Raw genomic sequence first — 25,871 nt, forward strand, 5'->3', positions numbered from 1 at the left:
AACTCTTCAGTTTAAAGTGTTTAATCGACCCATTGAATCAATGACTTAATAAATCTAATTTGTTAAGCACTTCTCCAATCAGTCAGGTGTGTCCGAAGACACTGCATCCGAAGATGCGTTTCTCTGCCTGAATCCGGTAAGTGCCCACACAGTTTGCTTGGCTTGATAATTTGTTAAAGAACGTTTCGCTTCTTTCGTGAAGCGGGATGCGTATTTTACGCTTTCCCTTGTCCGCGTCAAGATCCTTTTCGATCTTTTTTTCGTTGCTCGTAAGCTTCGAAGCGGTTGTTGTCTGTGGCGCTTGCCTCGGTGACAACGGAGGCGAATTATAGAGATCATTCGCCCCCGTGCAAGATCTTTTTTCACTTTCTTATTTGATCGCTTTTTTTTTATACAAATTGAACGATCTTTAACTATCTATTGTCTATAAACATTGCTAATGTTTCGTAAAGCGTTACGAATAACAATAATAAGCAACGTATCTAAATAGGCTCATACCATAATGAAGACAACTACTGCGCTACTTGTGTTACTTACCTTAAGTACTCCATTAAGTGTCAATGCTGCCGCATTCAATGAAGAGGTTACAGCACTTGAACGGGACTCGTACGAAGTTAGCGGTGAAAATCAACGTTTGGTAAATACCTACCTACGTATGTTGCGCTACTATAATAAGCGCAACTTTTCAGTGACACGCACGGTTCGTGTTTTAATGAGTAACTATCCCCACCACGTTGAACCTATCATGCTCGCCGCTCTCGAGCGCTACCCTAAAAAATACGAACATATTATTAAAGCGGCGATTGATGCTGAACCAGGTTTTACCAAAGACGTCTTGGCCGTAGCAATGTATAAACAAGTCGCTTCACCAAGTGAGCTTGTGCGTATTGCTGTTGAAGCCGAGCCTGCTTACGCAGATGAGATTGTCGCCGAAGCCGGTAAAGCGAACCCAACGAGTCTCGAAGAACTTGTTCGCGTTGCAGTAAAAGTTGAACCTGAAATGGCGGATAGCATCATGCGCTCAGCATCGAGCTCTCAACCTGAAAAAGTTGAGGGCATTGTGCATGCGACGCTTAGTGTACTGCCGGCGATTGGCGATTACATCAGTAATTCACTCAGCGATCTTATTACCTTTGTTACTGGGCGTGAAGAAACAGATGAAGAAGTGAAGCGTCAAGAGACAATTTCTATCTTAAAAGGCGCACATCGCGCTGGCATGGACTATCAAGAATTGGAGGCATTAGCTGAACATCATGGTATTGCCAGAGAAGAGCTCGCCGTTGTAGTGAACATTGAACAACCTTAATTTAGCAAACTAATTTACAGGCAATAAAAAAGCCGCTCGATTGAGCGGCTTTTTTTATCTCACAAGTGAGAACTTACTCTTCTACTGCAACTTCTTCAGCTTCAGTAGTTTCCACTTCTGGACGGTCAACTAGCTCAACATAAGCCATTGGCGCGTTATCACCAGCACGGAAGCCACACTTCATGATACGAGTGTAACCACCTGGACGCTCTTGATAACGTGGGCCAAGTTCATTGAACAACTTACCAACTACTTCGCTATCACGAGTACGTGCAAATGCCAAACGACGGTTTGCTACGCTGTCTTGCTTCGCTAAAGTGATTAGCGGCTCAATTACACGGCGAAGTTCTTTTGCTTTAGGAAGTGTCGTTTTGATCACTTCATGACGCACAAGAGAGCTTGCCATGTTGCTGAACATCGCTTTGCGATGGCTGCTGTTTCGGTTGAGTTGACGACCACTCTTACGATGGCGCATACCTATACCCTTCTCAGTAAATCTCTGTAAAAGATGACTTAATCGCGATCAATAAGGCTTGCTGGTGGCCAGTTTTCTAGGCGCATGCCTAGTGACAAACCACGTGACGCAAGCACGTCTTTGATCTCGGTCAGCGACTTCTTACCGAGGTTTGGAGTCTTCAACAACTCAACCTCAGTACGCTGTACTAAGTCACCAATGTACTGAATAGCTTCTGCTTTCAAACAGTTCGCAGAACGCACAGTTAATTCCAAATCGTCTACTGGACGCAACAGAATCGGATCGAATTCTGGTTTTTCTTCTTTTTCTTCTGGCTCGCTAATGTCACGCAACTCAACAAAGGCTTCTAACTGCTCAGCCAAGATAGTTGCAGAACGGCGAATAGCTTCCTCAGGATCGAGAGTACCATTCGTTTCCATATCGATAACCAGTTTGTCCAAGTCGGTACGCTGCTCAACACGCGCTGAATCAACGTTGTAAGCAATACGCTCAACTGGACTAAAAGATGCGTCTACAAGTAGAAGACCGATCGGACGCTCTTCATCGTCAGCAGACTGACGTGCCGAAGCTGGAACGTAACCACGACCACGCTCTACTTTGATTGACATTTCAATCTCAGTATCACCTGTCAAAGTACAGATCAGGTGGTCAGGGTTGATGATTTCGATATCGCCATCATGGGTGATATCGCCAGCCTTGACAGGGCCCGCTCCAGATTTTTTCAAGGTCAGCATCGCTTCATCTTTACCTTCCATGGTAACTGCTAAGCCTTTTAGGTTAAGCAGAATTTCGATGACATCTTCCTGAACACCCTCTTTACTGCTGTATTCGTGTTGAACACCTTCGATTTTAACTTCAGTCACTGCCACACCTGGCATAGACGAAAGTAAAATGCGGCGCAACGCGTTGCCCAGCGTGTGACCAAAGCCACGCTCAAGAGGCTCCAACGTCACTTTAGCGTGAGTCGGGCTGATTTGTTCAATGTCGACTAGCCTTGGTTTAAGGAATTCGGTAACAGAACCCTGCATTGTGTCCTCTCTTTATGCTTAAGCCTTACTTAGAGTAAAGCTCTACGATCAACTGTTCGTTAATTTCGGCAGACAAATCTGAACGCTCTGGAAGACGCTTAAACTGACCTTCCAATTTGTTCCCGTCTACTTCCAACCACACTGGCTTTTCGCGTTGTTCAGCGAGTTCCAATGCAGCTGCGATGCGCGCCTGCTTTTTCGCTTTTTCGCGAACGGACACAACATCTTCCGGACGAACTTTGAACGACGGAATGTTGACTACCTGGCCATTCACTACCACTGCTTTGTGGCTGACCAACTGACGGGCTTCAGCACGCGTAGAAGCGAATCCCATGCGGTAAACGACGTTATCCAAACGTTGCTCAAGCAATTGCAGCAGGTTCTCACCAGTGTTGCCCTTAATACGGGCAGCTTCTTTGTAATAGTTACGGAATTGCTTTTCCAATACGCCGTACATACGACGAACTTTTTGCTTTTCACGTAACTGTAAACCGTAATCAGACAAACGGCCGCGACGTGCGCCGTGCTGACCCGGTGCGCTTTCGAGTTTACACTTCGAATCGATAGCGCGTACGCCGCTCTTAAGGAACAAGTCTGTTCCTTCGCGACGACTCAGTTTGAGTTTTGGACCCAAATATCTAGCCATGTTCTTTCTCCAACTATCGTTTAGCGCCTATTAAACGCGACGTTTCTTAGGCGGACGACAACCGTTGTGAGGGATAGGTGTCACATCAGTAATGTTAGTGATGCGATAACCTACAGCGTTCAACGCACGAATCGATGATTCGCGACCAGGACCTGGGCCCTTAACGAACACTTCTAGGTTTTTCAAACCATATTCCTTCGCCATTTCACCTGCGCGCTCAGCAGCAACCTGTGCAGCAAACGGAGTTGATTTACGTGAACCACGGAAACCAGAACCACCTGCAGTTGCCCACGATAACGCATTACCTTGACGGTCGGTGATGGTCACAATGGTGTTATTGAAAGATGCATGGATATGAGCCATGCCGTCAGCGACTTGCTTTTTAACGCGCTTACGAGTACGAGTTGGTTGTTTAGCCATGATTCAACTCCTTACTTCTTAATTGGTTTACGCGGACCTTTACGAGTACGCGCATTAGTTTTAGTGCGCTGTCCACGTAGAGGCAAGCTACGACGGTGACGGAGACCACGGAAACAACCGAGATCCATCAAACGTTTGATGTTCATAGAAACTTCACGACGTAGGTCGCCTTCAACGGCGAATTTACCTACTGCTTCGCGAAGCAGATCGAGTTTTTCTTCTGACAAAGAGCCGATCTTAGTATCTTCTGCAATACCAACCGCAGCAAGGATATGCTGTGAGCGGGTACGGCCGATACCGTAGATCGCAGTCAGGGCAATGACTGCATGCTTATTGTCAGGAACGTTAATGCCAGCGATACGGGCCACTAACACGTCTCCTATAAGTTAATTATTGGGTGACCGGTTGAAAAGCCCGTTAGGATACTCAACCAGTCGCCAATTTGCAAACATATCAAAGCCGCAGCCAATGATTTTTTTCATGGCTGCGGGCTTCTTCTTCGAATTAACCTTGCCGTTGTTTGTGCTTAGGGTCACTGCAAATTACACGCACAACACCGTTGCGCTTGATAACTTTACAGTTACGGCAGATTTTCTTCACGGAAGCACGAACTTTCATTGCTACACTCCGTAATTATCCAACCTTAACGGCCGAAGCCTTTTAGGTTAGCTTTTTTCAGGACCGAATCATACTGATGAGACATCAGATGGGTCTGGACCTGCGCCATAAAATCCATGATAACTACAACGATAATCAATAATGAAGTACCGCCGAAGTAGAACTGAACGTTCCATGCAATCATCATGAACTCAGGAACCAAACAGACTAAGGTAATGTACAACGCGCCTGCAAGCGTCAATCGTGTCATTACTTTATCGATGTAACGAGAGGTTTGCTCACCTGGACGAATACCAGGGATAAACGCACCCGACTTCTTCAAGTTATCTGCCGTCTCACGCGGGTTAAATACCAACGCAGTGTAGAAGAAACAGAAGAAGATAATTGCTGATGCATAAAGCATAACATACAGAGGCTGACCCGGTGACAATGTCAACGAAAGCTCCTGTAAGAAGTTAGCTACCATGCCTTCGCCTTGGCCGAACCAAGTAGCGATAGAGCTTGGGAACAACAACAAGCTTGATGCGAAAATTGGTGGAATAACACCCGCCATATTAACTTTCAATGGCAAGTGAGTACTCTGCGCTGCAAAGACCTTACGGCCTTGTTGACGCTTCGCATAGTTTACCACGATACGACGCTGACCACGTTCTACGAACACAACGAAGTAAGTTACCGCGACAACGATGACACCAATCAACAATAACAACAATAAATGTAAATCACCCTGACGTGCTTGCTCAGCCGTTTGCCCAATGGCAGACGGTAGGCCCGCAACAATACCGGTGAAAATAAGAATAGAGATACCGTTACCAATCCCACGTTCTGTGATTTGCTCACCTAACCACATAAGGAACATTGTTCCTGTGACAAGGCTCACGACCGCAGTAAAGTAGAACCCGAAACCAGGATCAACAACAAGGCCTGGCATCAAGCTTGGTAAGCCAGTGGCAATACCAATTGATTGGAACGTTGCGAGTATCAAAGTACCCCAACGCGTATATTGACTAATCTTACGTCGACCAGCTTCACCTTCTTTCTTAAGCTCAGCCAAACGTGGTGAAACCACAGAGGCTAATTGCATAATAATCGAAGCTGTGATGTACGGCATGATACCCAAAGCGAATACCGATGCGCGTTCAAGAGCACCACCGCTGAACATGTTAAACATGGCAACGATGGTGTCCTTTTGCTGTTCGAACAATTGAGCCAATACAGCGGCATCAATACCAGGAATAGGCACAAAGGAGCCCGCACGGAACACGATTAACGCGCCGAGTACAAACAGCAGGCGTCGTTTTAGTTCCGAGGTGCCGCCTTGAGCTCTGTTAGATTCCAATCCTGGTTTAGCCATTTGCTCTATCCTTCGATTTTGCCGCCAGCAGCTTCAATAGCTTCGCGGGCGCCTTTGGTGACCTTAATGCCTTGCACTGTAACAGCGCGATTGATTTCGCCTGATTTGATTACTTTAACGTGCAAAATGTCGTTACGAATCAAACCAGCTTCTTTCAAGCTCGCTAGAGTTACAGTGTCGCCAGCAACTTTCGCTACTTCAGCAAGGTTCACTTCAGCAGTCACGAATGACTTACGTGAAGTAAAACCAAACTTCGGCAAGCGACGTTGGATTGGCATTTGACCGCCTTCGAAACCTGGTTTCACTGAGCCGCCTGAACGCGACTTCTGGCCTTTATGACCACGTCCACCAGTTTTGCCTAAGCCTGAGCCAATACCGCGTCCAAGACGCTTCTTGCTGGTTTTAGCACCAGGTGCAGGTGAGAGAGTGTTCAAGAACATTGTATTAGTCCTCCACCTTTACCATATAAATGACTTGGTTCACCATGCCGCGGACGGCTGGAGTATTTTCCAGCTCGACCGTGTGACCAATGCGGCGCAGACCAAGACCACGTAGAGTAGCTTTATGCTTCGGTAAACGACCGATTGAGCTACGCGTCTGTGTAACTTTAATTGTCTTATTCGCCATTGCTCACTACCCCAAAATGTCTTCAACGCGCAATCCACGCTTCGCCGCCACTTGTTCTGGCGACTTCATGTCGTGAAGTGCCTTGATAGTAGCACGTACAACGTTGATTGGGTTGGTTGAACCATATGCTTTTGACAGCACGTTGTGCACACCGGCTACTTCGAGTACCGCACGCATCGCACCACCGGCGATGATACCTGTACCACCAAGAGCTGGTTGCATGAATACCTGTGAGCCAGAGTGACGGCCCTTAACAGGATGTTGCAAAGTGTCGCCGTTAAGCTGCACGGTTACCATGTTGCGACGCGCCTTTTCCATTGCTTTTTGAATAGCAGCTGGAACTTCGCGAGCTTTACCGTAACCGAAACCCACTTTACCCTGACCATCACCGACTACAGTAAGTGCAGTGAAGCTAAAGATACGACCACCTTTAACTACTTTTGCTACACGGTTTACTGTAATTAGCTTTTCTTGCAGGTCACTTTGTTGAGCTTCTACATTTGCATTTGCCATGTTCGTCTCCTAGAACTGAAGTCCAGCTTCACGAGCAGCGTCAGCCAAAGCGGCTACACGACCGTGATAACGGAAACCACTGCGATCGAAAGCAACGTCTTTAACGCCTTTTTCCATCGCCCGCTCAGCGATCAGCTTACCAACTGCTTTAGCTGCATCGACGTTACCAGTTGTTTTAACTGCATCGCGTACAGACTTCTCAACAGTAGAAGCTGCTGCTAGTACTTCAGAACCGTTCGGTGCAATGAGCTGTGCGTAAATGTGCCGTGGTGTACGGTGAACGACCAGGCGGTTTGCACCCAACTCAAGCATTTTCTTACGAGCGCGAGTGGCGCGGCGTAAGCGAGCTGTTTTCTTGTCCATCGTCTTACCTTACTTTTTCTTGGCTTCTTTACGGCGTACTTGCTCATCGGCATAACGCACACCTTTACCTTTATAAGGCTCAGGCTTACGGTACGCGCGAATGTTAGCGGCGACTTGGCCAACCAACTGCTTATCTACACCTTTAACGACTATTTCAGTTTGTGCTGGGACTTCGATAGTGATTCCCTGAGGGATATCGAACTCAACAGGATGAGAAAAGCCTAAAGCTAGGTTCAATTTAGTACCGGCAAGGTTTGCACGGTAACCAACACCAACTAGCTGTAGCTTGCGCTCATAACCTTGCGCAACACCAACCACCATGTTTTGTAGTAACGCACGAGCAGTACCCGCTTGAGCAGTTGCATTCGCAACGCCTTCACGTGGAACTGTACGCAGTTCATTGTCTTCAACAACGAGTTCAACTGCATCGTTAACTACACGGCTCAATGAGCCTTTGGCACCTTTAATTGTCACTTCCTGGCCATTCAGCGTAACTTCAACGCCAGCAGGAATGGCAATAGGTGCTTTAGCAACTCGTGACATTTCCTAACTCCTCGTTAAGCTACGTAACCGATGACTTCACCGCCAAGACCGGCTTTACGCGCGGCACGGTCAGTCATAAGACCTTTAGAAGTTGAAACGACTGCGACACCTAGACCACCCATAACACGTGGTAATTCATTGCGTTTCTTATAGATACGCAGACCAGGGCGACTTACGCGCTCAATTGATTCGATAACAGGCTTACCTTCAAAGTATTTTAGCGTTATTTCAAGCTCAGCTTTAACTTCGCTAGTAACACTATAATCCGTGATATAACCTTCTTCTTTCAGAACTTGGGCTAAAGCCACTTTCTGCTTAGAAGCAGGCATGCGCACGGCAACTTTGTTAGCACCCTGAGCGTTGCGGATGCGAGTGAACATATCCGCAATTGGATCTTGCATGCTCATATTTGCTTTCTCCCGTGACTCGTGGCTTACCAGCTAGCTTTTTTCAAGCCAGGAATTTCACCGCGCATCGCTTTCTCACGAACTTTGATTCGGCTCATACCGAACTTACGTAAGAAACCATGAGGGCGGCCTGTAACGCGGCAGCGGTTACGCTGACGGGTTGGGCTTGAATCACGTGGGAGACTTTGCAATTTCAGCACGGCTTCCCAACGCGCTTCATCCGAAGAATTCGGATCGCTGATCACAGCTTTAAGTGCGATGCGTTTTTCTGCGTATTTAGCTGCAAGCTTTTGACGCTTGAGCTCACGCATTTTCATTGACTCTTTTGCCATAACTCTACACCTTACTTCTTGAACGGGAAGTTAAAGGCAGCGAGCAAAGCGCGAGCTTCGTCATCAGTGCCTGCAGTTGTAGTGATAGTGATATCCAAACCACGTACCCGATCAACTTTATCAAAGTCGATTTCAGGGAAGATGATTTGCTCACGCACACCCATACTATAGTTTCCACGTCCGTCGAATGATTTCGGGTTTAAACCACGGAAATCGCGAACACGAGGAATTGCAATTGAGATTAAACGCTCAAAGAAATCCCACATACGTTCGCCACGCAGAGTCACCTTACAGCCAATTGGGTAGCCTTCACGGATTTTGAAGCCAGCGACAGATTTACGAGCAACAGTACGTACAGGGCGTTGACCAGAAATTGCTTCCAAGTCTGCCACTGCGTTGTCGAGAATCTTTTTGTCAGCCAGAGCTTCACCAACACCCATGTTAAGGGTGATTTTCTCAATCCGAGGGACTTGCATGACGCTGTTGTAGCTGAACTGTTTAACCAGCTCAGGAACTACTGATTCTTTGTAAAAATCATGCAGTTTCGCCATCGTAAAACTCCAAATTTAAAATTAAATGATTGCGTTGTTTGATTTGAAGAAACGAACTTTTTTGCCGTCTTCAAATTTGAAACCAACACGATCTGCTTTACCAGTCTCTGGGTTATAAACCGCAACGTTAGAAACGTCGATTGAAGCTTCTTGCTCAATCACACCGCCAGCAACGCCAAGAGCCGGGTTTGGCTTCTGGTGTTTCTTAACGATGTTTACGCCTTCAACGAAAACACGATTTTTAGCGGTGTCGACTTTAAGCACTTTGCCGCGCTTACCTTTGTCTTTACCTGCCAGGACTACTACTTCGTCATCACGTTTGATTTTTGCCGCCATAACTGACTCCTTACAGTACTTCTGGGGCCAGTGATACAATCTTCATGAATTGCTCAGAGCGTAATTCACGAGTCACCGGTCCAAAGATACGAGTGCCAATTGGCTGTTGGTTGTTGTTTAACAACACAGCCGCGTTGCGGTCAAAACGGATGACTGACCCGTCTTGACGACGGACGCCTTTTCTGGTGCGAACGACCACCGCGTTAACAACATCACCTTTCTTCACTTTACCGCGAGGAATCGCTTCTTTAACAGAAACTTTGATGATATCGCCAATATTTGCGTAACGGCGGTGCGAGCCACCCAGAACCTTAATACATTGTACGCTGCGCGCGCCCGAGTTATCGGCCACTTCCAGTGTAGTTTGCATTTGGATCATTGCAGTGCTCCGCTTGATTAATAAAACAGACCCTCTCGGGTCGCTGTCCGTCCTTTCGCCGACCAACAAAATAAGAGCTGGGCATACGAAAGACTTCCCCTTATAAAAAGGGCGGCGAATTGTAACAGATAAAATTTAGTGAAGATAGTACTTAGGAGGAATTTCTTGTGAGAACTTTTACCGAGGTGGTAAAAGGCATTAGCAAGGGCGACAAGAATAGCAAATTCATTGGCCGATGGACACAAAAAACTTTCGTTTCACTGTACTTATTTATGAGTTTTGAAACCCATAGGTGCGGGTTAAAAGTGCGGCCTCATGCGACCGAAGCAGTTGGCAAGCCCCTGAACGAAGTGGTAAATTCATTCCTTCAACCGCCGATCAAAACCGTATATGACGGTGCGTGCGAAACACTAGTGAGGTTAAATGAATTTAGCAGCAATTGTATTTTTACCTTTTCTTGGTGCCATAGCTCCACTGCTTATGGGAGGTCGTTCGCGTGTTCACAGCACGCTCGCCGCCGGCATCGTCACCTCAATCTGTATTGGCCTTTTGCTGAGCTTAACCCCTGCAGTTTTAGCTGGTGATATTCCTAACTACCTGAACAGTTGGCTACCTAGTCTGGGGTTGAATCTCGCATTTCGACTCGACGGCCTATCGCTTTTATTCGCCGGCCTTATTCTATTTATCGGTTTACTGGTCATCATCTACGCCCACTATTACCTTAGTAGCAAAGACAGCGCACCAAGATTTTTTGCCTGTCTACTCCTGTTTATGGGGTCTATGTTAGGGATTGTCACCTCAGATAACCTGTTGTTGATGTGGTTCTTCTGGGAGTTAACCAGTATTTCTTCGTTCCTCTTGATCGGCTATTGGTTTCACCAAAGTAATGCTAGACGCGGCGCACGTATGGCGCTTGCGATAACAGGTGCTGGTGGTTTAGCCCTGTTAGCCGGCATTTTGCTGATTGGGAACATTGCCGGTAGCTATCAACTCGACGCGGTGTTCGCTGCAGCGGACACCATTCGCAACCATGATTTATACCTGCCAGCATTAATTCTTATTTTGCTGGGCGCCTTTACCAAGTCAGCGCAATTCCCATTCCAGTTTTGGTTACCGCATGCCATGGCCGCGCCAACGCCGGTCAGTGCTTACTTACACTCGGCCACCATGGTAAAGGCTGGTATCTTTCTCATGGCGCGCTTACTGCCGGTACTGGCCGGCACACCCGAGTGGTACACCATCGTTACCCTCACCGGTTTAGCTACCTTATTATTTGGCGCCTATTTCGCGTTGCTTAAAACCGATCTAAAAGGCTTACTTGCTTTCTCCACCATTAGTCACCTTGGTCTCATCACCATGTTGCTTGGTTTAGGTAGCACCGGTGCGGTTATCGCCGCATTATTCCACATTCTCAACCACGCAACCTTTAAAGCTGGTCTGTTCATGATCGCCGGGATTATCGACCACGAAACGGGTACCCGAGACATGCGAAAGTTAAGCGGCCTGCGTCACGCCTTGCCGTTTACCATGGTACTTGCCGTCATCACTTCTGCAGCTATGGCTGGCATTCCATTGTTTAATGGCTTTTTATCCAAAGAAATGTTCTTTGCCGAGGCGTATCAGCAAGACCTTTTTGGTGGTTTGAGTTGGTTTGTCCCAGTGCTAGCAACGCTCGGCGCGATGCTTTCAGTGGCATACTCCATCCGTTTTGTTCACGAGGTGTTCTTCCAAGAGGTCGCCGACGACCTACCCAAAACACCGCACGAACCGCCTTTGATGATGCGTTTCCCGGTCATCGTATTCGCGACGCTCTGTATCTTGGTCGGTGTGGCACCCATGTTGCTCGCCTCGGGCATCCTTGACGTTGCCGTGCGTGCAGTGACCTTCGCGACACCAACGCTTGATATTGCGATCTGGCATGGTTTCAACATGCCATTACTGATGAGCGGAATGGCGGTGATTGGCGGAATTGTGATTTATATTTCACGCGCTGAGTTGTTGACCTTCAGTCGACAGTTTGACTCTCACGACGCCAAAGATGTGTTTGCGAGTATCGTCAGCGCAACCACACGTTTTTGCGATAATTTAATGCAACGCTTTGAAAATGGTTCATTGCAGCGTTATGTCGCTTTCTTATTGGTGTTCACCTTAGTTGTGGTCGCCCCAGAGCTCATGGCAATCGTTCAATTGCAAGGTTCACGGCCGATGCTCCCCGTTGACGCGATTAGCCTTGTCGGCGCCATCGTGTTAATGCTCGCAGCGCTCTCGACAGCCATGCTCCATCGCCAACGACTTACCTCGCTAATGATGCTCTCAGTGGTGGGTCTTATCGTCTCCTTAAGCTTTGTGCATTTTTCAGCGCCAGACTTGGCAATGACGCAGTTAGTGGTGGAAGTTGTCAGTATTATCTTGATGATTTTGGCACTGTTCTTTATGCCACAACGCATCCCCCGAGCATCCAGTGGTCGCCGTGTCGCGCGCGATGTACTGCTCGCCGGTACCGTAGGTGGTATTGTCGGCACACTTAACTACGCCCTACTCACCCGCCCGCTGGAAAGTATTTCAGACTTTTTCCTTGCCAACTCAGTCTCGGGTGGCGGCGGCACCAACGTGGTGAATGTTATCTTGGTCGATTTCCGTGGCTTCGATACCTTGGGTGAGATTACCGTGCTAGCTATTGCCGCTGCAGGTATCCATAAACTACTCAATAACTTACGCCCGTTCATGCCATCCAGTGATGTCGACGGACGGCCATGGCACCGCGTGAAGCACCCACTGTTAGTCCAGACCATCGCACAGGCAATCTTACCGCTCGCCTTGATGGTTTCTGTGTATATCTTCTTGCGCGGCCATAACCTGCCAGGTGGCGGATTTATCGCCGGGCTAGTCACTGCTGCCGCGATGATATTGCAATATATCGCTAATGGTGTGGACTGGGTGAAATCGCGCTTTGATTATAACTATCAAAAATTGATCTCAATTGGGGTTATGATCGCTATGTTTACGGGCGTTGGTAGTTGGTTCTTTGACCATAACTTCTTAACTTCAAGCTTTACCCATGTGCATTGGCCACTTATTGGAGAGTTTGAGCTCGCAACAGCCATCTTATTCGACTTAGGTGTATACCTGACCGTGATCGGAGCAACGCTAATGATACTGGCGAACTTCGGACAAATGACTACACGCCATCGTCCACGTCAGGAGGGGTACTAATGGAAATTCTTTACGCAATTACCGTGGGCACCTTAACCGCCTGCAGTGTATTTTTAATTCTTCGCGGCCGCTCATTTCCGATTGTCATCGGTCTGACCATGCTGTCTTACGCGGTGAACTTATTTTTATTCTCCACCGGACGGCTTGTCATCAATGAGCTCCCTATCATCGGTACCAGCGAAGCAACCACAGATCCGCTCCCGCAAGCCTTAGTGCTTACCGCTATTGTGATAGGTTTCGCGATGACTGCATACTCGATTATTCTTGCCGTAAGGGTGCGCGGGGAAATTGGCTCAGATGAAGTGAATGACTACAACTATGCAGAACAAGAAGGACAGCGTTAATGATCACTGACCATCTTGTCATTCTTCCGATTCTCGTCCCTATGTTTGCAGCGCTATTACAGTTGCTCGTCTGGGGCGAGCAACCACAAGTTTACCGTCGCGCCATCGGCCTTGGTGCATCGGTGCTGACGCTGGCCCTTGCCATCTGGTTAGTCATTGCCGTGCAAGATGAAGTGTTAGTGTATGCCTTAGGCGGTTGGCAAGCACCATTTGGTATTGTCTTAGTCGCCGATAAGCTCTCCGCCCTGATGGTTGCGCTAACAGCGGTGCTCGCTTTGCCAGTACTCATTTATGCGTGTCACGGGGAAGATAACCTTGGCTCACACTTCCAAGCACTATTTCAGTTTCAAATTCTAGGGATTATGGGGGCCTTTCTAACGGGTGACCTGTTTAACCTCTTCGTGTTCTTTGAAATCTTATTGATCTCAAGCTACGCGTTACTGATGCATGGTGGTGGCAAAGCAAAGTTACGTGCAACCCTGCATTACGTGGTACTGAACCTCACGGGTTCGGCATTGTTCCTGATCAGTTTAGGTGTTCTGTACGGCATTACTGGCACCCTGAATATGGCAGATATGGCTGGCAAAATCGCGCTTCTCGAAGGCGACGATGCCAGCATCGCCCGCGCTGGCGGCATGCTCTTATTTGTCGTCTTCGGTCTCAAAGCGGCGCTCTTGCCGCTCTATTTCTGGCTACCGCAAGCTTATGCCAACACCACCGGGACGGTAGCTGCGCTATTCGCTATTATGACCAAAGTGGGTGTTTATGCCATCTTGCGCGTCTTCACTATGATTTTTGGTGCAGATGCAGGTGAGGCAGCAATGCTCGCTCACGATTGGCTCTGGTGGCTAGGTTTGTTCAGCATCTTACTCGGCGCACTAGGTGTGCTTGGCAGTCGCGATATTCGTCTTGTGATCGCGTACCTCGTATTAATTTCTGTCGGCACCATTTTGACTACCCTTAGCTTGGGTCACCCGGATGCTATCGCCGCAGCACTCTACTACCTTGTGCATTCAACCTTAGTTACTGGAGCGCTCTTTTTATTGGTCGACTTAATCGCTGAGCAACGCGGTAAAACCGCTTCGCGTATCGTCAAAGGCCGTAAAATGGCGCAACACAACATGCTGGGTGGCATGTTCTTTATTGCTGCGATTACCGTGATCGGCATTCCTCCTTTATCCGGCTTTGTTGGCAAGCTTTTCATTCTTGAAGCGGCACGTACAGGCGCACAAGTGGCTTTGCTCTGGCCACTCATTTTAGGTGCAACCTTCCTCATGATTGTTGCGTTATCGCGTGCTGGAAGCCGAATGTTTTGGCATACCCTCGATGGTAAGCCAAATGATGTTACCCATCCGAAGTGGCAGCATGCTGCAGTCATTCTATTGCTAACAGGAGCCCTCGCGCTCACAGTGTTTGCCAATGTGATGTTTGATTATACGAGTGCTATCGCGACGCAACTGTCGCAACCAAGTGACTATATCTTCTCGGTTCTTCCGCAAGGAGGTCAGCATGAATAAGTTACTCCCAGCCCCATGGTGGAGCTTGTTTTTGCTTGTGTTCTGGCTACTGCTGCAAAACACGGTTTCGTTTGGTGCAGCCTTAATGGGAACCATCCTTGCCATCGTGATCCCTCTCTATACCCATCGCGCGCGGGATTATCGCGTTACCTTGCATCGCCCCCTGGTAGCAGGGCAATACTTCATTATTCTGCTTGGCGACATTGTGGTGTCGAATTTTAATATCGCAGCGATTATTTTGCGGCCACGCAAGAGTATTCAACCGGCGCTTATCGAGTTTCCACTCGAAATAAGTGGTTCAGTGCCTATCACAGTGTTGGCCAGCACCATTAGCCTTACCCCCGGCACGATTTCAGCGGAACTCGGGCGTGATGGACGTAGCTTACTTATTCATGCCCTTAACGTTACCGATGCAGACGCTGCCATCGAGCAAATCAAACGTCGTTACGAGCGTCGTTTGAAGGAGATCTTTCAATGTTAGAACTTGCGCTACAAATAGCCTTTACGCTGATTGGACTGTCTTTGCTGATGAACATTGTCCGTTTGATCCGCGGCCCAAGCCTGCCTGATCGCATCTTAACGCTCGACACGATTTATATTAATTCGCTTGCGTTATTGATCCTGCTTGGTCTTTGGCACAATACCGCTTTCTATTTTGAAGCTGCACTGCTGATTGCAATGCTCGGCTTTATTGGCACTGTCGCAGCAGCTAAATTTTTGCTGCGCGGCGATATTATCGAGTAAGGAGCGCGCATGAACACATTACCGCAATGGGCTGAACTACTCGTCTCATTCTTTATTATCTTAGGCGCCAGCTTTACTTTCATCGGTTCGTTAGGCTTGCTGCGTTTGCCTGACTTTATGGCGCGCTTACATGCGCCTACCAAGGCAACAACTTTGGGTGTTGGCGGAATTATCATTGGCTCAATGCTCTATTTCTCATTATCGGATACCCTCAGCTTGCATGAGCTTTTGATCGCCATCTTTTTGTTTTTAACTGCGCCAATTAGTGCACATTTGCTGGCCAAAGCAGGCCTACATCTAGAGCTAAAACTCACCGACAATACGCGTGATTTACGTAAAAAACCTGAGCAATACAGCGACAAAGATAGCTGATCTGTTAACAGGTTGGGGGCGACATGAAACAAGCCCCCATCTGCTCAGCGATGCTATCAATCTCATACATCAACTGAGCGACATCAATACTCCCCACTGTCGCAGACCCTGCCCGCACCGTAGCACTCGTCACTGAGTTACTTTGTCCTTCCCGCAGTGCTGATGTCGCACTAGCATCCAAGCTCGCCGCATTAACATCTCCATAGATTGCGCTCACATCAATAAGGTTAAAACTAGCCATATCTATAGATGTCATCAGCGTCGCTGCGTTGCTCTTCCGTGCGATTAATGGGCGTCCAAACGCCCAGTCCTCAAGGGTGCGGACTGGGACCTCAAGATGGCCAACATGATCCATGGAAATGAGCGGCGAGAATTGCTCGAGTAACTCTGTTTTTATCTCCGCATTTAACCCCGTAGCCGTCAATGTAAACACGCGACTATCGAGCGATATTCCAGTGAAGTAACTTTCACCCGGTCCATGTGAGAGGTCAAGGCCGTAATAATGCTCTAAAAATGTAAGGTTTAACGGCAACCGCCCATGAATGTCGCTATAGATTACAAGACCGCGTTGCCAAAACAGCAATTCGTCTCGAACAGTACTCATTTCATCATGCTCGCCATCCATGACCGTGACATACGCAAGCCCGAGTGCGCCACAGAATAGAAGCACGACGATGATTGGTAACACGAACCCGCGTGAATCGACTGCATCACTCATAACTGTCGGGCCTCCACCGCCGCCATTCCTTGCAACCTCAGCAGTGCTTGTAGGAAGGCCTGATAGTCGTCCGTTATTGCGGCGTTATGTTGATAACTCTTTCCCGCAAGCAGCAACTCAGTGGCAATACGAATGTGCGTTGCTGCAGCATTGAGCCATACCTCATGCCGTTGAGGATAATGCTGTTGACACTCCGAGAAAGCATTCAGGGCCGCCTGGTATTCATGTTGCCGGTAATAAATCGCCGCTAAGAAACAGATTGATTGCGCATCAGCAATCGTCGGCGCTGTTAGCTTTAAGAAAATACCTTGGGCCGTATGAAAATCGCCTTGCTGATACGCGCGAATCGCAATATTTCGTTGTTGCTCAGTCATTCCATCAAGGTGAGCCATTGGCGGTGTTAGCCGGCAACCAGTAAGCGTTAGTACAAATACCGCAATCAGCAAACTAAAGCACTTCATCCACCACCTCCTTTTCTTCAAAGTGCAGCGATTCACCTAGCCATCGCTCTAACGGAAACGGCAGCCCAGCTTCACACTCGATAATCGAGCGCGTTTGTTTCAGGTGAAGCAAGCGCCCTGGTTGTACATTGCGTTGAATCGACACGATCCGTTGCTGGGCATCAAGCCCGACGACGTCCATTGCAAACTGCATTCCCCAGCTATGCACCGCCGCACAGTTCGGAAACCAAAAGGCTTGGCCGCGGGCGAGCCCTTGTCGTAAGAGTAAGCCGATGAAGCGCTGTGGAAAATTCGTCAAAACCGTAACCTCGGGCCATAGACAGAGTTGCCGCGAGTGAAGATACAAACGTCCCTGTTTTATCATTGCACTATCCTTCCGGGGTTAAAAAACCTATAAAAATAGGGCCTAAAATAAGTAAAAAGGTCACCGGGAAAAAGCAGGTAACCAGTGGAAAAAGGAGTTTCAAGCCAATTTCTTGCGCGAATTTTTCAGCCGCTAGCTGCTGTTCGATACGTCCTTGAGAGGCCTGCGCCATCAAAGTGTCAGCAAGGGCGCCACCGGTCACTCGCGCTTGCAGTACTGCAGCATTAAAGCTGGTTACTGCTGGTGAGGGTAAGCGCACCGCAAACTCGGAGAGCGCCTCGTCCAGTGATACGCCCGCTTGCAATTGGCGGTATAGCCAGCGCAATTGCAATAATGGAATGGCACGACTCTCAAGCTCCGTTAATGCCTGTAAGCTTGCCTGAAACGACAAACCTGCGTGCAACAGCATTGCCAGCAAGTCGAGGCTCGCTGGCCATTGACGTTCAAAGGTTCGTAGTCGCAACTTAAGTTTTCCTCGCTGCTGGACAACATAAAGTAGGCACAGTACCGCCACTAAAGATTTACTCCACCAAGGTAGCGGCAGAACACCACAGACAGCGATAGCAACCAAGCTCAAAAACGTCTGCATCCAAAAGTCTAACGGTTCAAGTTCGCCACCGTGACGCCGTGCAATACCGTTTAAGTAGCGCTGTATACGAATCGGGAGCTTCTCGAATAACGCCTCAACTCGGTGTCGACAATAAGGCTGCACGAGTTGTAAAACAGAACTTGTTACAAGCCAAAGCACGCCAAGTAAAAGCAAGCCAAGAAGCAAAAATTGCCAACTATGACTCATCATCGAAGCTACCCAAAATACGTCGATTCAAAAGGAAGCCAACGGCCAGTAAGATCCCAGCTACCAGCAGTAACAGTTGCCCTATAGTAGTGGTGAGTAACAGATGTTTTGAGCTTTCTTGCACTTCCCCGATAACAAAAAAGAGTGCGATAGGAAGCACAAACATGATCTTACTTTGTAAGCGCGCTTGCGCTGATAAGCTCATGATCCGCTCTTTCGCAATATGCTGTTGTTCAAGAGCTGCCGCCATGCGTGAAAGCATCTGTGCCTGTTGCCCGCCAAAACGACTGCTCGTGATCAACATGAAAATAAAAAACTGAACCATTGATGATGGGACACGTTGATAGAGTTGCTGCAAACTCGAGGCGAGTGACTGACCGGCTTGCTGTCGCTGTACCACGACCCGTAGTTCACTGCCTAAGGGGGCTGGTGTTTGCTTTTCAACCAAAGCAAGTGAAGGCAATAAGCTCATTCCGGCACTCAAACTATTCGCGATTAACCGCAATGCCTGAGGGAGTTGACGCTCAATAATTTCCACCCGCCGCCGCATTAACCAACGACGCAACAACGGCAGCCCAGCAAAGTAAGCCATCACACAAGCAAGCCCCCACAGAAGATCAGCAATCAATAAACTACTGACAACTCCCAGCGGCAGCGCGGCCAGAATCAAGAGCAAACCAAATTTGTGCGCTGGCAAAAAAATAAGGAAGGTTGTTAGCGAAACTTCAGTATCTTTCAACATCGCTAGCTTAATCTCAGAGAACATTCCGTTCCCGAGTAAACGCAGCAGCCAAACAATGCTCAGCAAGCTAATACCGACAAAAAGAAGCACATGCCACATCTCAATCATCGGCGCTCTCCCACTCTGAGCGCATGCCCAAGTCGTTGAGTCGATTGTGCTGCCATTGAAACATTGGCGTGATCTGATAGGCCAATGTTTCCAAACCAACAATCTCACTAATGGCTTTGATGACCCGTCGCCCGTCGGAAAGCCTCGCGATCTGTACCACGACATCAACTGCCGAGGCAATTTGTTGGCGAATGGCAGTCAAAGGCAACTCAAAGCCAGCCAGCATAACCATCACCTCGAGGCGCTGCAGTGCCTCGCGAGGGCTATTCGCATGCAAGGTAGATAAGGAGCCTTCGTGTCCCGTATTCATAGCCTGCAACATATCAAGTGCCTCAGCGCCGCGACACTCCCCAACAATAATGCGATCAGGACGCATCCGCAGCGCGTTGATCAGTAGCTCACGAATGCTCACTTGCCCTCGCCCCTCTGCATTCGCAGGGCGAGCTTCAAGTGCGATCAAATTATCATGCTGAAGCTTCAACTCAGCGGCATCTTCAATCGTTACTAAACGTTGATCACTCTGGATTTCACTGGCTAACAAATTGAGTAAGGTGGTTTTCCCGGTTCCGGTACCACCAATGATCAACATGTTTTTTCTGGCTGTCACCATTTGACGAAGGTACTTAACCGCTTCGACCGAAATGGCTTGGTGCCGCAGTAAGTCATCAAAGACCAATGCCTTTCTGGCAAACTTTCGGATCGTCAAACAAGCGCCTCGCAATGCCAGTGGAGCAATCACCGCATTCACTCGAGAGCCATCAGGTAAACGCGCATCTACCATAGGTTGTGCACTATCAATTCGTCGTCCTAATGGCAGCACGATACGATCAATCACCTGTAGCAACTCTGCTTCGCTATCAAATTGCACCTCTGATTTAAACAAACACCCTTTTCGCTCAACAAAGACGGACTGATAGTGGTTCACCATAATCTCGCTGATCGCATCATCTGCAAGCAGCTCTGTTAACGGCCCGTAGCCAAGGCAAGCATCCACCACCGCTTGAACCAGCGCTTGTTCTGCAGCGTCTAAACTACGTTGCTGTTGTTGCCGCACTTCTCCAGTTAAATAGTCCTCGGCGAAAGTCCGTATACTCTCGAGTGAAGCGAAGTCGCGCTGCATCGTGGCTTTCTGTAAATGTTGTTTCAGCTGTTGCGTCAAATGCCTTTTGTCCAACATTGCTCACTCCTGCCACACTGGGTCATATAAACCAGAGCAACCTACGGCGCGATGAAATAACTTTACGTCGTGCTGCAAACGCTCACTTGTTTGTTGTGCTTCAGCTTCACTCACGGCCAAACGTGGCGTCACCATGATGACCAGATCTGTTTCAGCATTTTGAAATTGCGTTGAGCGAAACAAAGCTCCTAAAATTGGCAGCGCGTGCAGTTCTGGAAAACGATCGGTCTGCGAAGACTGCTCATGCTGAATCAATCCGGACAACACTAATGTCTCACCAAGTGGTAAAACAAAGGTCGACGCCACCTTGCGCGCCAACAACCCAGGCACTCCATTCACTGAAGTCGCAGGATCGATTGAACTTAACTCCGCACTTAAACTTGCCTGTACCTTCCCGTCAGCGAGCAATTGCGGAGCAATTTCTAACTGCACGCCGTAAGGTCGAAACGTTATATCTTGTAAGCCATGGAGCGAAACTTGTGGGATCGGAAATTCGCCACCTACTAAGAACTGGGCATTCCCGCCATTGATTGCACTCAATTTCGGTGCAGCAAGCACTTGCGCATGCCCTTCCCGCTCTAAGGTGTCGAGGGTGGCTTGGGCACTAAATGGCAAGTGAAACCAATCGCTCGCATTTTCTAGGAGTGGGCCATTTATCGCTGTGGGCCAGCGCACACCAAACCGGCGCGCATAAGAGCGCTTCACTTCAGCAATGTAGAGTTCTAACACCAGCATTGTCGGTGCCGCTTCGGGCTGCCAGTCGAGTTGGGAAACGAGCCGCGGGAACGCTTCTAACAGCGCTGTAACTTCTGCTCTATGCCGCGCTGCAATACTGCCAGAGAGCACAATAATGCCATTTTCCTGCGTCTCAGCTTTTAGCTCGGGTAGGCGTCGCTGTAAGTTGCTTAAGCTGAGGCGCAAACGCGGTTCGAGCTTGGGTAGAATGCGAACCATAGCGCGCTGCTGCAATACACCTTTGGCAAAGAACAATACCTCAGCTTCACCGACCTGCTTCCCGGTGATGACCAACTGGTCCTGTTCAATTTTCTGGTAGTCCAGCACGTCTGGACGATTTACAACCACTTCGGTAGTTCCATGAAGTGGTAATACGAGACTTTCATAGAGCCTCAATTCATGGGTGGTAGCAGCGGCTGATAGTGACATACCAAGCCATATAAGAAATGTTCCCATCACTGTGACGCTCCTTGTCCAGGCAACTCGTAAATATGTACCATCTGGGCCTGCTCGATGACTGGGTACACCTGCCCAGGTTTTTGTAGCCAAATGGCAAACCCGCTGCGGCGCATGTGCTCAAAGGTTACGGCATCGTTAACCGAAAGCCTTAAAGTAAGGGTTGTCGCTACACCTGTGTTAGGTTCAGAGTTGCTACGTTGATCAATGGCAAGCACTTCAATATTGCTTAATGTCATTAGCTGCTGCGCGGTTGACAAAGCACGCCCAGCATTGGCAACCAACGCGACATGGTTGCCTACCCTAAGCAAACCGTGATGTAACTGTTCAATGCCAACTGCAATCGTTACAGCGTACTCATCCTCAGCTAATCGATCCGCAAATGTGACAGGTCTGGGTTGCCGTAGTTGATGGATCATCACAGGTGCGCCAGCACTAACGAAATAGCTCATTTCACTCCCTACCACAGCGCTCGCATCTTCAGGTCGGAGCCATTCATCATTGATATAGCTGGGCGGATACTTCCGCTGTTGTAGATCTGCCATCCGCAGAACTTCACCGCTCTCCATGTCTCGGCTAAAAACGAGCACCCACTCCATCGTCGCGGAACGCTGCTGTTCAAGCTCTTGCGATTGCTGGTTGATGTAGCTTGTGATCACGCGAGAGCTCGCAAACATCAGTGCTAACACCAAAACAAGCACCAGACTAAACTTCCACTTTAAGCGCAGCCGCATCAACTTTAGCCCGCCCACGGATGCAAGGTGTAATGCTGCCAAAAGGCGCTAAAAACCAGCATCCATTGCTGCACCAGAGCGAAAGCAAACGCCAATAATGTGGTGCCCTCGGCAGTTACCGGTACCAGCACAATCGTCAGCAGTGACAAAGCGACGACTAAGGTTTCAACGCTGGCCTGGCCGCTCGTCGTTGTCACTGATGGTAACCACCATCGTCTGTTGCTGGAGCGGAAAGAAAAGCATATCTTCCCGTGGTTGCTGTAACACCAAGTGATATCGTCCATGATCAATTTCCAAGCTGTGAGAGTAGCGTTGCCCGAGACGGAACTTCGCCATAGTGAGTAGTTGCTTAACGTGATGTTTGCTAAAGTGAAGCTGCACCTGCTTTCCGTGCATGGTGTAGCTTTGTAGTACTTCCCCGCGCCAATTGCTGGCCCTAGAATGTGGTGACTGTTGCCAACGCGTCAGCCAATAGCGTTGTTGGTGGTACTGCAGTACCCACATGACCTGATTTACCTCGCACCAGTGCAGAACCTTATTCAGTTGTTGCGGATGACAGCCGAATTCATCTAAACGCGGTTGTTGCGGAGCAATGACTTGCCAATAGGTTCGCTGCGGTTGCTGCAGTAAAAGCTCTAACTGCCAATCTACTGGAGGATCTATGACTAGCATGGCAATTCCTCCGCGCAATCCACTTCAGCTGGCGTAGCATCCGCATTCACATAACCGAACACCAAATTGTCCGGCGCTAACTCTTCCGTAAAATGAAGTGCGCCAAGCATACGTTGCAAGAACGGCAGGCCTAGCTCGTTAAGGCGGGCGAACAGCGTCAATTGTGCGGGGCGACGACTCAGCTCCGCGCTCGATTTAGGTGACCAAGGATCGGAAAGTTGAACCATTGGGCGATAATCACGCGAAGCTTGCAACTGGCGCATATTTTCAACTGGCAACTCAAAGCCACTCAACATCGTAAGCGGCTGGACAATCAATTTTGCGCGTGTGGCATGCGGATAGTCGGCTGAGGCGATCACTCCTTCAGATAATTCCCCTGCTCGCCAGATCTGGTCACGGGAACGATCAATGCGTTGTTGTTCAGCGACATTAAAAGGGTGGATAACGTCTTTGATAAGTACAAAAATCATCGTAAAGAGCGTCATGAGTACCAACCCTTCGAGCATCGCTTGCCCCGCTACTTTAGCCATGTGGGGCCTCACTCTTGAATAAGCTCAGCATCGTCCGGTCACGCAACGTCAAAGACTCTAACCGCTCCTGCCACAAGGCGTTAAACAGATTCGCCTGTTCCAGTTGTTCATCCCTGCGGGCAAACCACCGCTGAGGACGACTGTAGAACACGCCAGCTTTAGCAGTGGCTTGCGGTAAGCGCACAATGACTTTCGGCCAGTCTTCTGGAGCTAACTGTGGACGATTAAAGTAGCTAAATGTCGTCGCATAGCGACCCATCGCTAGTTGTGAGTCCGCTGCCCATTCGGTGGCCGTTGGATTTGTTGCTGCTGAACCACCAAAGTGTTCAACTTCAATGCGTTGAATTTGATCGCCAAGGTAACTCGCCCCATCGCCCACAGCTAATTCCGTCGAATCCAGAAGCCCACGTACGTGTAACGAAACCGTATCGATGCCCTGCCAGTGCCATGCCCCAGCATCGTCCACTACTAAACGCGCGCCCCCTGCCTTTGCAAGTTCAAGCCCGATTAAGTCAAACCAAGGGTAACTGCGCTTCGCACTGAAAGCATCCAAACTAGCATGCATTAAGCGCTGTGAGAGACCAGCATCATTACCTGAACGTTGTGGTGGAATAAAGGTCCACCATAACCAAGGAGCTGGCACAATTCCTGGGGCGTGCAGCAACTGCCACGCATCACCCTGTTGACCATGCTGCTGATAAATCTGCGACAACGTCCGCGGGATCTCCATCGCAAACGCTAGACGGGCATACCACTGGGTCGCGCGCAGCGCTGTAGTTATGGCCTGCTGAAAATAAATCACTCCCTGTAACACTTGATTCAATGGTCGCTCCATGCGCCTTACGATACGGGCGATAGTGCTGGTAATTGAATTTAAGTAAGGGATCCAAGCACTGATGATAGCGCTGCGATCAGCCACATCTTTCATCATTTGGTACCAACTGGCGATGCCCACGACCTGCGCAATGCTCAGTTCATTGGCAAGTAACGCACGATTGGTGATTGCGAGCAGGTTCATTTCGCGCGCCATCAGTACTGCAGCAGATACCGCCATATTGTCGGCGATATTCTGCTGGTACCAACTTTCTCGCACCTCAACTCCGCGTTGCATCGCACCCAGCAATAGCACCATTAGCGCTGCCAAAATAGGTAGCAACCACGCCGCAGTATAACCCTTGCAGCGCATCAGTTTTCTCCTGACTCGGTCACTTCATCGTAGTTGCCCAGCGTCACATCTTGTCGAGCAACAGTACCCGAACGACGTGCGCTCGCACGCGCAGTATTGAGTTGTTGTGACGCGCTCTGCCCACTTACTTCATGTGCGATGCCGGCCACTTGGTTACGTACCGTTTTACCAAGTAACGAATAGACACCGATAGCAGCAACAGCGATCAACGCCACGATAATGATGTACTCGGTCATTCCTTGACCGAGTTGATAAGAAGTAAAACGTCCCTGTTTCATAATGCCTCCTTGCACTACCTTGAACAGTGCTGGGATAACCTCAGCTCATTCACTATAGCGCAAAGAAAACAGGGTGTTTTCAAAAGAAGATATGTCTTACTCGATATTGAGATATTTATGCATCTGTACGGACAAGCGCCAATTGCGTTCAATACACACCTGCATCGCTAATTCCGTGGCGCGCGGTCGCTGTGAGATAGGTTGCAGCGCAATAATGGTATCCTGCCGCGGCGGACAGTTTTTGAGGAGAAGATCCAATGCATCAATATGCTTTTCCATCGCCACTGGATACTTCACTTCATCAGCACGTTGCATGCAATCTGGACGCACAAGATAGCCACCTGGCATATCCAACTTGGGTGAAACGGTGACCCACGTATTCTCCGTCACGTGCAGCGGAAAGGTTCCACTGGTTTCGATTTGCAATTGATAACCGTGTTGCTCAAGCTCTTGTCCCAACGGCATCAAGTCATACATTGCAGGCTCGCCACCGGTGATGACGATATGCTTGGCGGTGAAACCTTGCGCTTCAATTACGTTCAAAATCTCAACAGCGCTCATCTCCGCCCACGCCTCGCTTGGCGCAGTCTTAGCAAGCATAGCCTCAGCACTCACACGAGCGTTATCTGATTTTTCCCACGTATGCTTGGTATCACACCAAGGACAGCCAACCGGACAGCCTTGCAAACGTAAAAATAAAGCTGGAGTGCCAGTGTACAGCCCTTCCCCTTGAATGGTTTGAAAGAACTCATTAACCGGATACTTAACAGTAGTAATGGGAATCATCCTATTTTGCGTTAAACTATGTGCCTATTGTAGCGTAAAT

At 48.8% G+C, this 25,871-nt stretch carries 38 protein-coding genes; 7 read left to right on the forward strand and 31 right to left on the reverse strand.

What is annotated here, in order from left to right; translation table 11 throughout:
- Positions 1–502 precede the first annotated feature (502 nt).
- On the forward strand, positions 503–1,306 hold the full coding sequence (locus tag G535_RS0104680) for a hypothetical protein (RefSeq protein WP_026861003.1): 804 nt from the start codon (positions 503–505) through the stop codon (positions 1,304–1,306).
- A 73-nt stretch (positions 1,307–1,379) separates the two neighbouring features.
- Here G535_RS0104680 and rplQ read toward each other — a convergent pair whose 3' ends face one another.
- From rplQ to rplN, 17 genes are all read right to left on the reverse strand, one after another.
- Positions 1,380–1,781 carry a 50S ribosomal protein L17 gene (gene rplQ / locus G535_RS0104685; protein ID WP_026861004.1) on the reverse strand — a complete coding sequence of 134 codons (402 nt, stop codon included), beginning with the start codon at positions 1,779–1,781 and terminating at the stop codon, positions 1,380–1,382.
- A 38-nt stretch (positions 1,782–1,819) separates the two neighbouring features.
- Complete coding sequence (locus tag G535_RS0104690) at positions 1,820–2,809, reverse strand: DNA-directed RNA polymerase subunit alpha (protein ID WP_026861005.1); 990 nt, start codon at positions 2,807–2,809, stop codon at positions 1,820–1,822.
- 25 nt (positions 2,810–2,834) lie between these two features.
- Positions 2,835–3,455: a 30S ribosomal protein S4 gene (gene rpsD / locus G535_RS0104695; protein ID WP_026861006.1), complete on the reverse strand. Its 621-nt coding sequence runs from the start codon at positions 3,453–3,455 to the stop codon at positions 2,835–2,837.
- 30 nt (positions 3,456–3,485) lie between these two features.
- The gene (gene rpsK / locus G535_RS0104700) at positions 3,486–3,875 is read right to left on the reverse strand and encodes a 30S ribosomal protein S11 (protein ID WP_026861007.1); all 390 of its coding nucleotides are present in this window, start codon (positions 3,873–3,875) and stop codon (positions 3,486–3,488) included.
- Between the two features lie 11 nt (positions 3,876–3,886).
- Positions 3,887–4,243, reverse strand: a complete 357-nt coding sequence (gene rpsM / locus G535_RS0104705) for a 30S ribosomal protein S13 (RefSeq protein WP_026861008.1) — start codon at positions 4,241–4,243, stop codon at positions 3,887–3,889.
- Positions 4,244–4,379: 136 nt separating this feature from the next.
- Entirely contained in the window at positions 4,380–4,493 is a 114-nt protein-coding gene (rpmJ, locus tag G535_RS14045) for a 50S ribosomal protein L36 (RefSeq protein WP_055439830.1), read from the reverse strand.
- Between the two features lie 25 nt (positions 4,494–4,518).
- Positions 4,519–5,847 (reverse strand): preprotein translocase subunit SecY, encoded by a 1,329-nt coding sequence (secY, locus tag G535_RS0104710; RefSeq protein WP_026861009.1) that lies wholly within the window; start codon positions 5,845–5,847, stop codon positions 4,519–4,521.
- Positions 5,848–5,852: 5 nt separating this feature from the next.
- Positions 5,853–6,287 (reverse strand): 50S ribosomal protein L15, encoded by a 435-nt coding sequence (gene rplO, locus G535_RS0104715; protein ID WP_026861010.1) that lies wholly within the window; start codon positions 6,285–6,287, stop codon positions 5,853–5,855.
- A 4-nt stretch (positions 6,288–6,291) separates the two neighbouring features.
- Positions 6,292–6,474: a 50S ribosomal protein L30 gene (rpmD, locus tag G535_RS0104720; RefSeq protein WP_026861011.1), complete on the reverse strand. Its 183-nt coding sequence runs from the start codon at positions 6,472–6,474 to the stop codon at positions 6,292–6,294.
- 6 nt (positions 6,475–6,480) lie between these two features.
- A complete protein-coding gene (gene rpsE / locus G535_RS0104725; RefSeq protein ID WP_026861012.1) occupies positions 6,481–6,987 on the reverse strand; it encodes a 30S ribosomal protein S5 in 507 nt (168 codons plus the stop codon).
- 9 nt (positions 6,988–6,996) lie between these two features.
- The gene (rplR, locus tag G535_RS0104730) at positions 6,997–7,350 is read right to left on the reverse strand and encodes a 50S ribosomal protein L18 (protein ID WP_026861013.1); all 354 of its coding nucleotides are present in this window, start codon (positions 7,348–7,350) and stop codon (positions 6,997–6,999) included.
- A 9-nt stretch (positions 7,351–7,359) separates the two neighbouring features.
- A complete protein-coding gene (rplF, locus tag G535_RS0104735; protein WP_026861014.1) occupies positions 7,360–7,893 on the reverse strand; it encodes a 50S ribosomal protein L6 in 534 nt (177 codons plus the stop codon).
- Positions 7,894–7,907: 14 nt separating this feature from the next.
- Positions 7,908–8,300: a 30S ribosomal protein S8 gene (rpsH, locus tag G535_RS0104740; RefSeq protein ID WP_026861015.1), complete on the reverse strand. Its 393-nt coding sequence runs from the start codon at positions 8,298–8,300 to the stop codon at positions 7,908–7,910.
- A 26-nt stretch (positions 8,301–8,326) separates the two neighbouring features.
- A complete protein-coding gene (gene rpsN, locus G535_RS0104745) occupies positions 8,327–8,632 on the reverse strand; it encodes a 30S ribosomal protein S14 (RefSeq protein ID WP_026861016.1) in 306 nt (101 codons plus the stop codon).
- An 11-nt stretch (positions 8,633–8,643) separates the two neighbouring features.
- Entirely contained in the window at positions 8,644–9,183 is a 540-nt protein-coding gene (rplE, locus tag G535_RS0104750) for a 50S ribosomal protein L5 (protein ID WP_026861017.1), read from the reverse strand.
- A gap of 21 nt (positions 9,184–9,204) precedes the next feature.
- Complete coding sequence (gene rplX, locus G535_RS0104755) at positions 9,205–9,519, reverse strand: 50S ribosomal protein L24 (RefSeq protein ID WP_026861018.1); 315 nt, start codon at positions 9,517–9,519, stop codon at positions 9,205–9,207.
- Positions 9,520–9,529: 10 nt separating this feature from the next.
- The gene (rplN, locus tag G535_RS0104760) at positions 9,530–9,898 is read right to left on the reverse strand and encodes a 50S ribosomal protein L14 (RefSeq protein WP_026861019.1); all 369 of its coding nucleotides are present in this window, start codon (positions 9,896–9,898) and stop codon (positions 9,530–9,532) included.
- Between the two features lie 423 nt (positions 9,899–10,321).
- On the opposite strand from rplN, the gene G535_RS0104765 reads away from it, so the two are divergent.
- Genes G535_RS0104765 through G535_RS0104790 form a run of 6 tightly spaced genes read left to right on the forward strand, consistent with a single transcriptional unit; the run spans position 10,322 to position 16,088 of the window.
- On the forward strand, positions 10,322–13,111 hold the full coding sequence (locus G535_RS0104765; protein ID WP_026861020.1) for a monovalent cation/H+ antiporter subunit A: 2,790 nt from the start codon (positions 10,322–10,324) through the stop codon (positions 13,109–13,111).
- On the forward strand, positions 13,111–13,455 hold the full coding sequence (locus G535_RS0104770; RefSeq protein ID WP_026861021.1) for a Na+/H+ antiporter subunit C: 345 nt from the start codon (positions 13,111–13,113) through the stop codon (positions 13,453–13,455). Before G535_RS0104765 ends, G535_RS0104770 begins: the two co-directional genes overlap by 1 nt.
- Positions 13,455–14,972, forward strand: a complete 1,518-nt coding sequence (locus G535_RS0104775) for a monovalent cation/H+ antiporter subunit D (RefSeq protein ID WP_026861022.1) — start codon at positions 13,455–13,457, stop codon at positions 14,970–14,972. Before G535_RS0104770 ends, G535_RS0104775 begins: the two co-directional genes overlap by 1 nt.
- On the forward strand, positions 14,965–15,453 hold the full coding sequence (locus G535_RS0104780; protein ID WP_026861023.1) for a Na+/H+ antiporter subunit E: 489 nt from the start codon (positions 14,965–14,967) through the stop codon (positions 15,451–15,453). The genes G535_RS0104775 and G535_RS0104780 overlap by 8 nt, the downstream gene beginning before the upstream one ends.
- Complete coding sequence (locus tag G535_RS0104785; RefSeq protein WP_026861024.1) at positions 15,447–15,716, forward strand: K+/H+ antiporter subunit F; 270 nt, start codon at positions 15,447–15,449, stop codon at positions 15,714–15,716. Before G535_RS0104780 ends, G535_RS0104785 begins: the two co-directional genes overlap by 7 nt.
- 9 nt (positions 15,717–15,725) lie before the next feature.
- Positions 15,726–16,088, forward strand: coding sequence for a Na+/H+ antiporter subunit G (locus G535_RS0104790; protein WP_026861025.1), 363 nt, complete (start codon positions 15,726–15,728; stop codon positions 16,086–16,088).
- A gap of 4 nt (positions 16,089–16,092) precedes the next feature.
- Here G535_RS0104790 and G535_RS0104795 read toward each other — a convergent pair whose 3' ends face one another.
- From G535_RS0104795 to queE, 14 genes are all read right to left on the reverse strand, one after another.
- Positions 16,093–16,806 carry a hypothetical protein gene (locus tag G535_RS0104795; RefSeq protein ID WP_026861026.1) on the reverse strand — a complete coding sequence of 238 codons (714 nt, stop codon included), beginning with the start codon at positions 16,804–16,806 and terminating at the stop codon, positions 16,093–16,095.
- The gene (locus tag G535_RS0104800; RefSeq protein WP_026861027.1) at positions 16,803–17,267 is read right to left on the reverse strand and encodes a hypothetical protein; all 465 of its coding nucleotides are present in this window, start codon (positions 17,265–17,267) and stop codon (positions 16,803–16,805) included. Before G535_RS0104800 ends, G535_RS0104795 begins: the two co-directional genes overlap by 4 nt.
- The gene (locus G535_RS12920; RefSeq protein WP_157981200.1) at positions 17,254–17,565 is read right to left on the reverse strand and encodes a DUF192 domain-containing protein; all 312 of its coding nucleotides are present in this window, start codon (positions 17,563–17,565) and stop codon (positions 17,254–17,256) included. Before G535_RS12920 ends, G535_RS0104800 begins: the two co-directional genes overlap by 14 nt.
- A gap of 70 nt (positions 17,566–17,635) precedes the next feature.
- Positions 17,636–18,430 carry a type II secretion system F family protein gene (locus tag G535_RS0104810; protein ID WP_026861028.1) on the reverse strand — a complete coding sequence of 265 codons (795 nt, stop codon included), beginning with the start codon at positions 18,428–18,430 and terminating at the stop codon, positions 17,636–17,638.
- Positions 18,417–19,277: a type II secretion system F family protein gene (locus G535_RS0104815; protein WP_026861029.1), complete on the reverse strand. Its 861-nt coding sequence runs from the start codon at positions 19,275–19,277 to the stop codon at positions 18,417–18,419. Before G535_RS0104815 ends, G535_RS0104810 begins: the two co-directional genes overlap by 14 nt.
- A complete protein-coding gene (locus G535_RS12925; protein ID WP_034727706.1) occupies positions 19,270–20,454 on the reverse strand; it encodes a TadA family conjugal transfer-associated ATPase in 1,185 nt (394 codons plus the stop codon). Before G535_RS12925 ends, G535_RS0104815 begins: the two co-directional genes overlap by 8 nt.
- Before the next feature lie 3 nt (positions 20,455–20,457).
- Complete coding sequence (locus G535_RS13840; RefSeq protein ID WP_026861030.1) at positions 20,458–21,645, reverse strand: type II and III secretion system protein family protein; 1,188 nt, start codon at positions 21,643–21,645, stop codon at positions 20,458–20,460.
- The gene (gene cpaB, locus G535_RS0104830; protein ID WP_026861031.1) at positions 21,645–22,379 is read right to left on the reverse strand and encodes a Flp pilus assembly protein CpaB; all 735 of its coding nucleotides are present in this window, start codon (positions 22,377–22,379) and stop codon (positions 21,645–21,647) included. Before cpaB ends, G535_RS13840 begins: the two co-directional genes overlap by 1 nt.
- A 5-nt stretch (positions 22,380–22,384) precedes the next feature.
- Entirely contained in the window at positions 22,385–22,576 is a 192-nt protein-coding gene (locus G535_RS0104835; RefSeq protein ID WP_026861032.1) for a hypothetical protein, read from the reverse strand.
- Positions 22,545–23,051, reverse strand: a complete 507-nt coding sequence (locus G535_RS0104840; protein WP_026861033.1) for a hypothetical protein — start codon at positions 23,049–23,051, stop codon at positions 22,545–22,547. The genes G535_RS0104835 and G535_RS0104840 overlap by 32 nt, the downstream gene beginning before the upstream one ends.
- Positions 23,045–23,581, reverse strand: a complete 537-nt coding sequence (locus G535_RS0104845; protein WP_026861034.1) for a hypothetical protein — start codon at positions 23,579–23,581, stop codon at positions 23,045–23,047. Before G535_RS0104845 ends, G535_RS0104840 begins: the two co-directional genes overlap by 7 nt.
- The gene (locus tag G535_RS0104850) at positions 23,574–24,767 is read right to left on the reverse strand and encodes a hypothetical protein (protein WP_026861035.1); all 1,194 of its coding nucleotides are present in this window, start codon (positions 24,765–24,767) and stop codon (positions 23,574–23,576) included. Before G535_RS0104850 ends, G535_RS0104845 begins: the two co-directional genes overlap by 8 nt.
- Positions 24,767–25,045, reverse strand: coding sequence for a Flp family type IVb pilin (locus tag G535_RS0104855; protein ID WP_026861036.1), 279 nt, complete (start codon positions 25,043–25,045; stop codon positions 24,767–24,769). Before G535_RS0104855 ends, G535_RS0104850 begins: the two co-directional genes overlap by 1 nt.
- Before the next feature lie 96 nt (positions 25,046–25,141).
- Positions 25,142–25,831 (reverse strand): 7-carboxy-7-deazaguanine synthase QueE, encoded by a 690-nt coding sequence (gene queE / locus G535_RS0104860; protein ID WP_026861037.1) that lies wholly within the window; start codon positions 25,829–25,831, stop codon positions 25,142–25,144.
- Positions 25,832–25,871: the final 40 nt, after the last annotated feature.

This window comes from Pseudidiomarina sediminum DSM 21906 (assembly GCF_000423165.1).
GTDB lineage: Bacteria > Pseudomonadota > Gammaproteobacteria > Enterobacterales > Alteromonadaceae > Pseudidiomarina > Pseudidiomarina sediminum.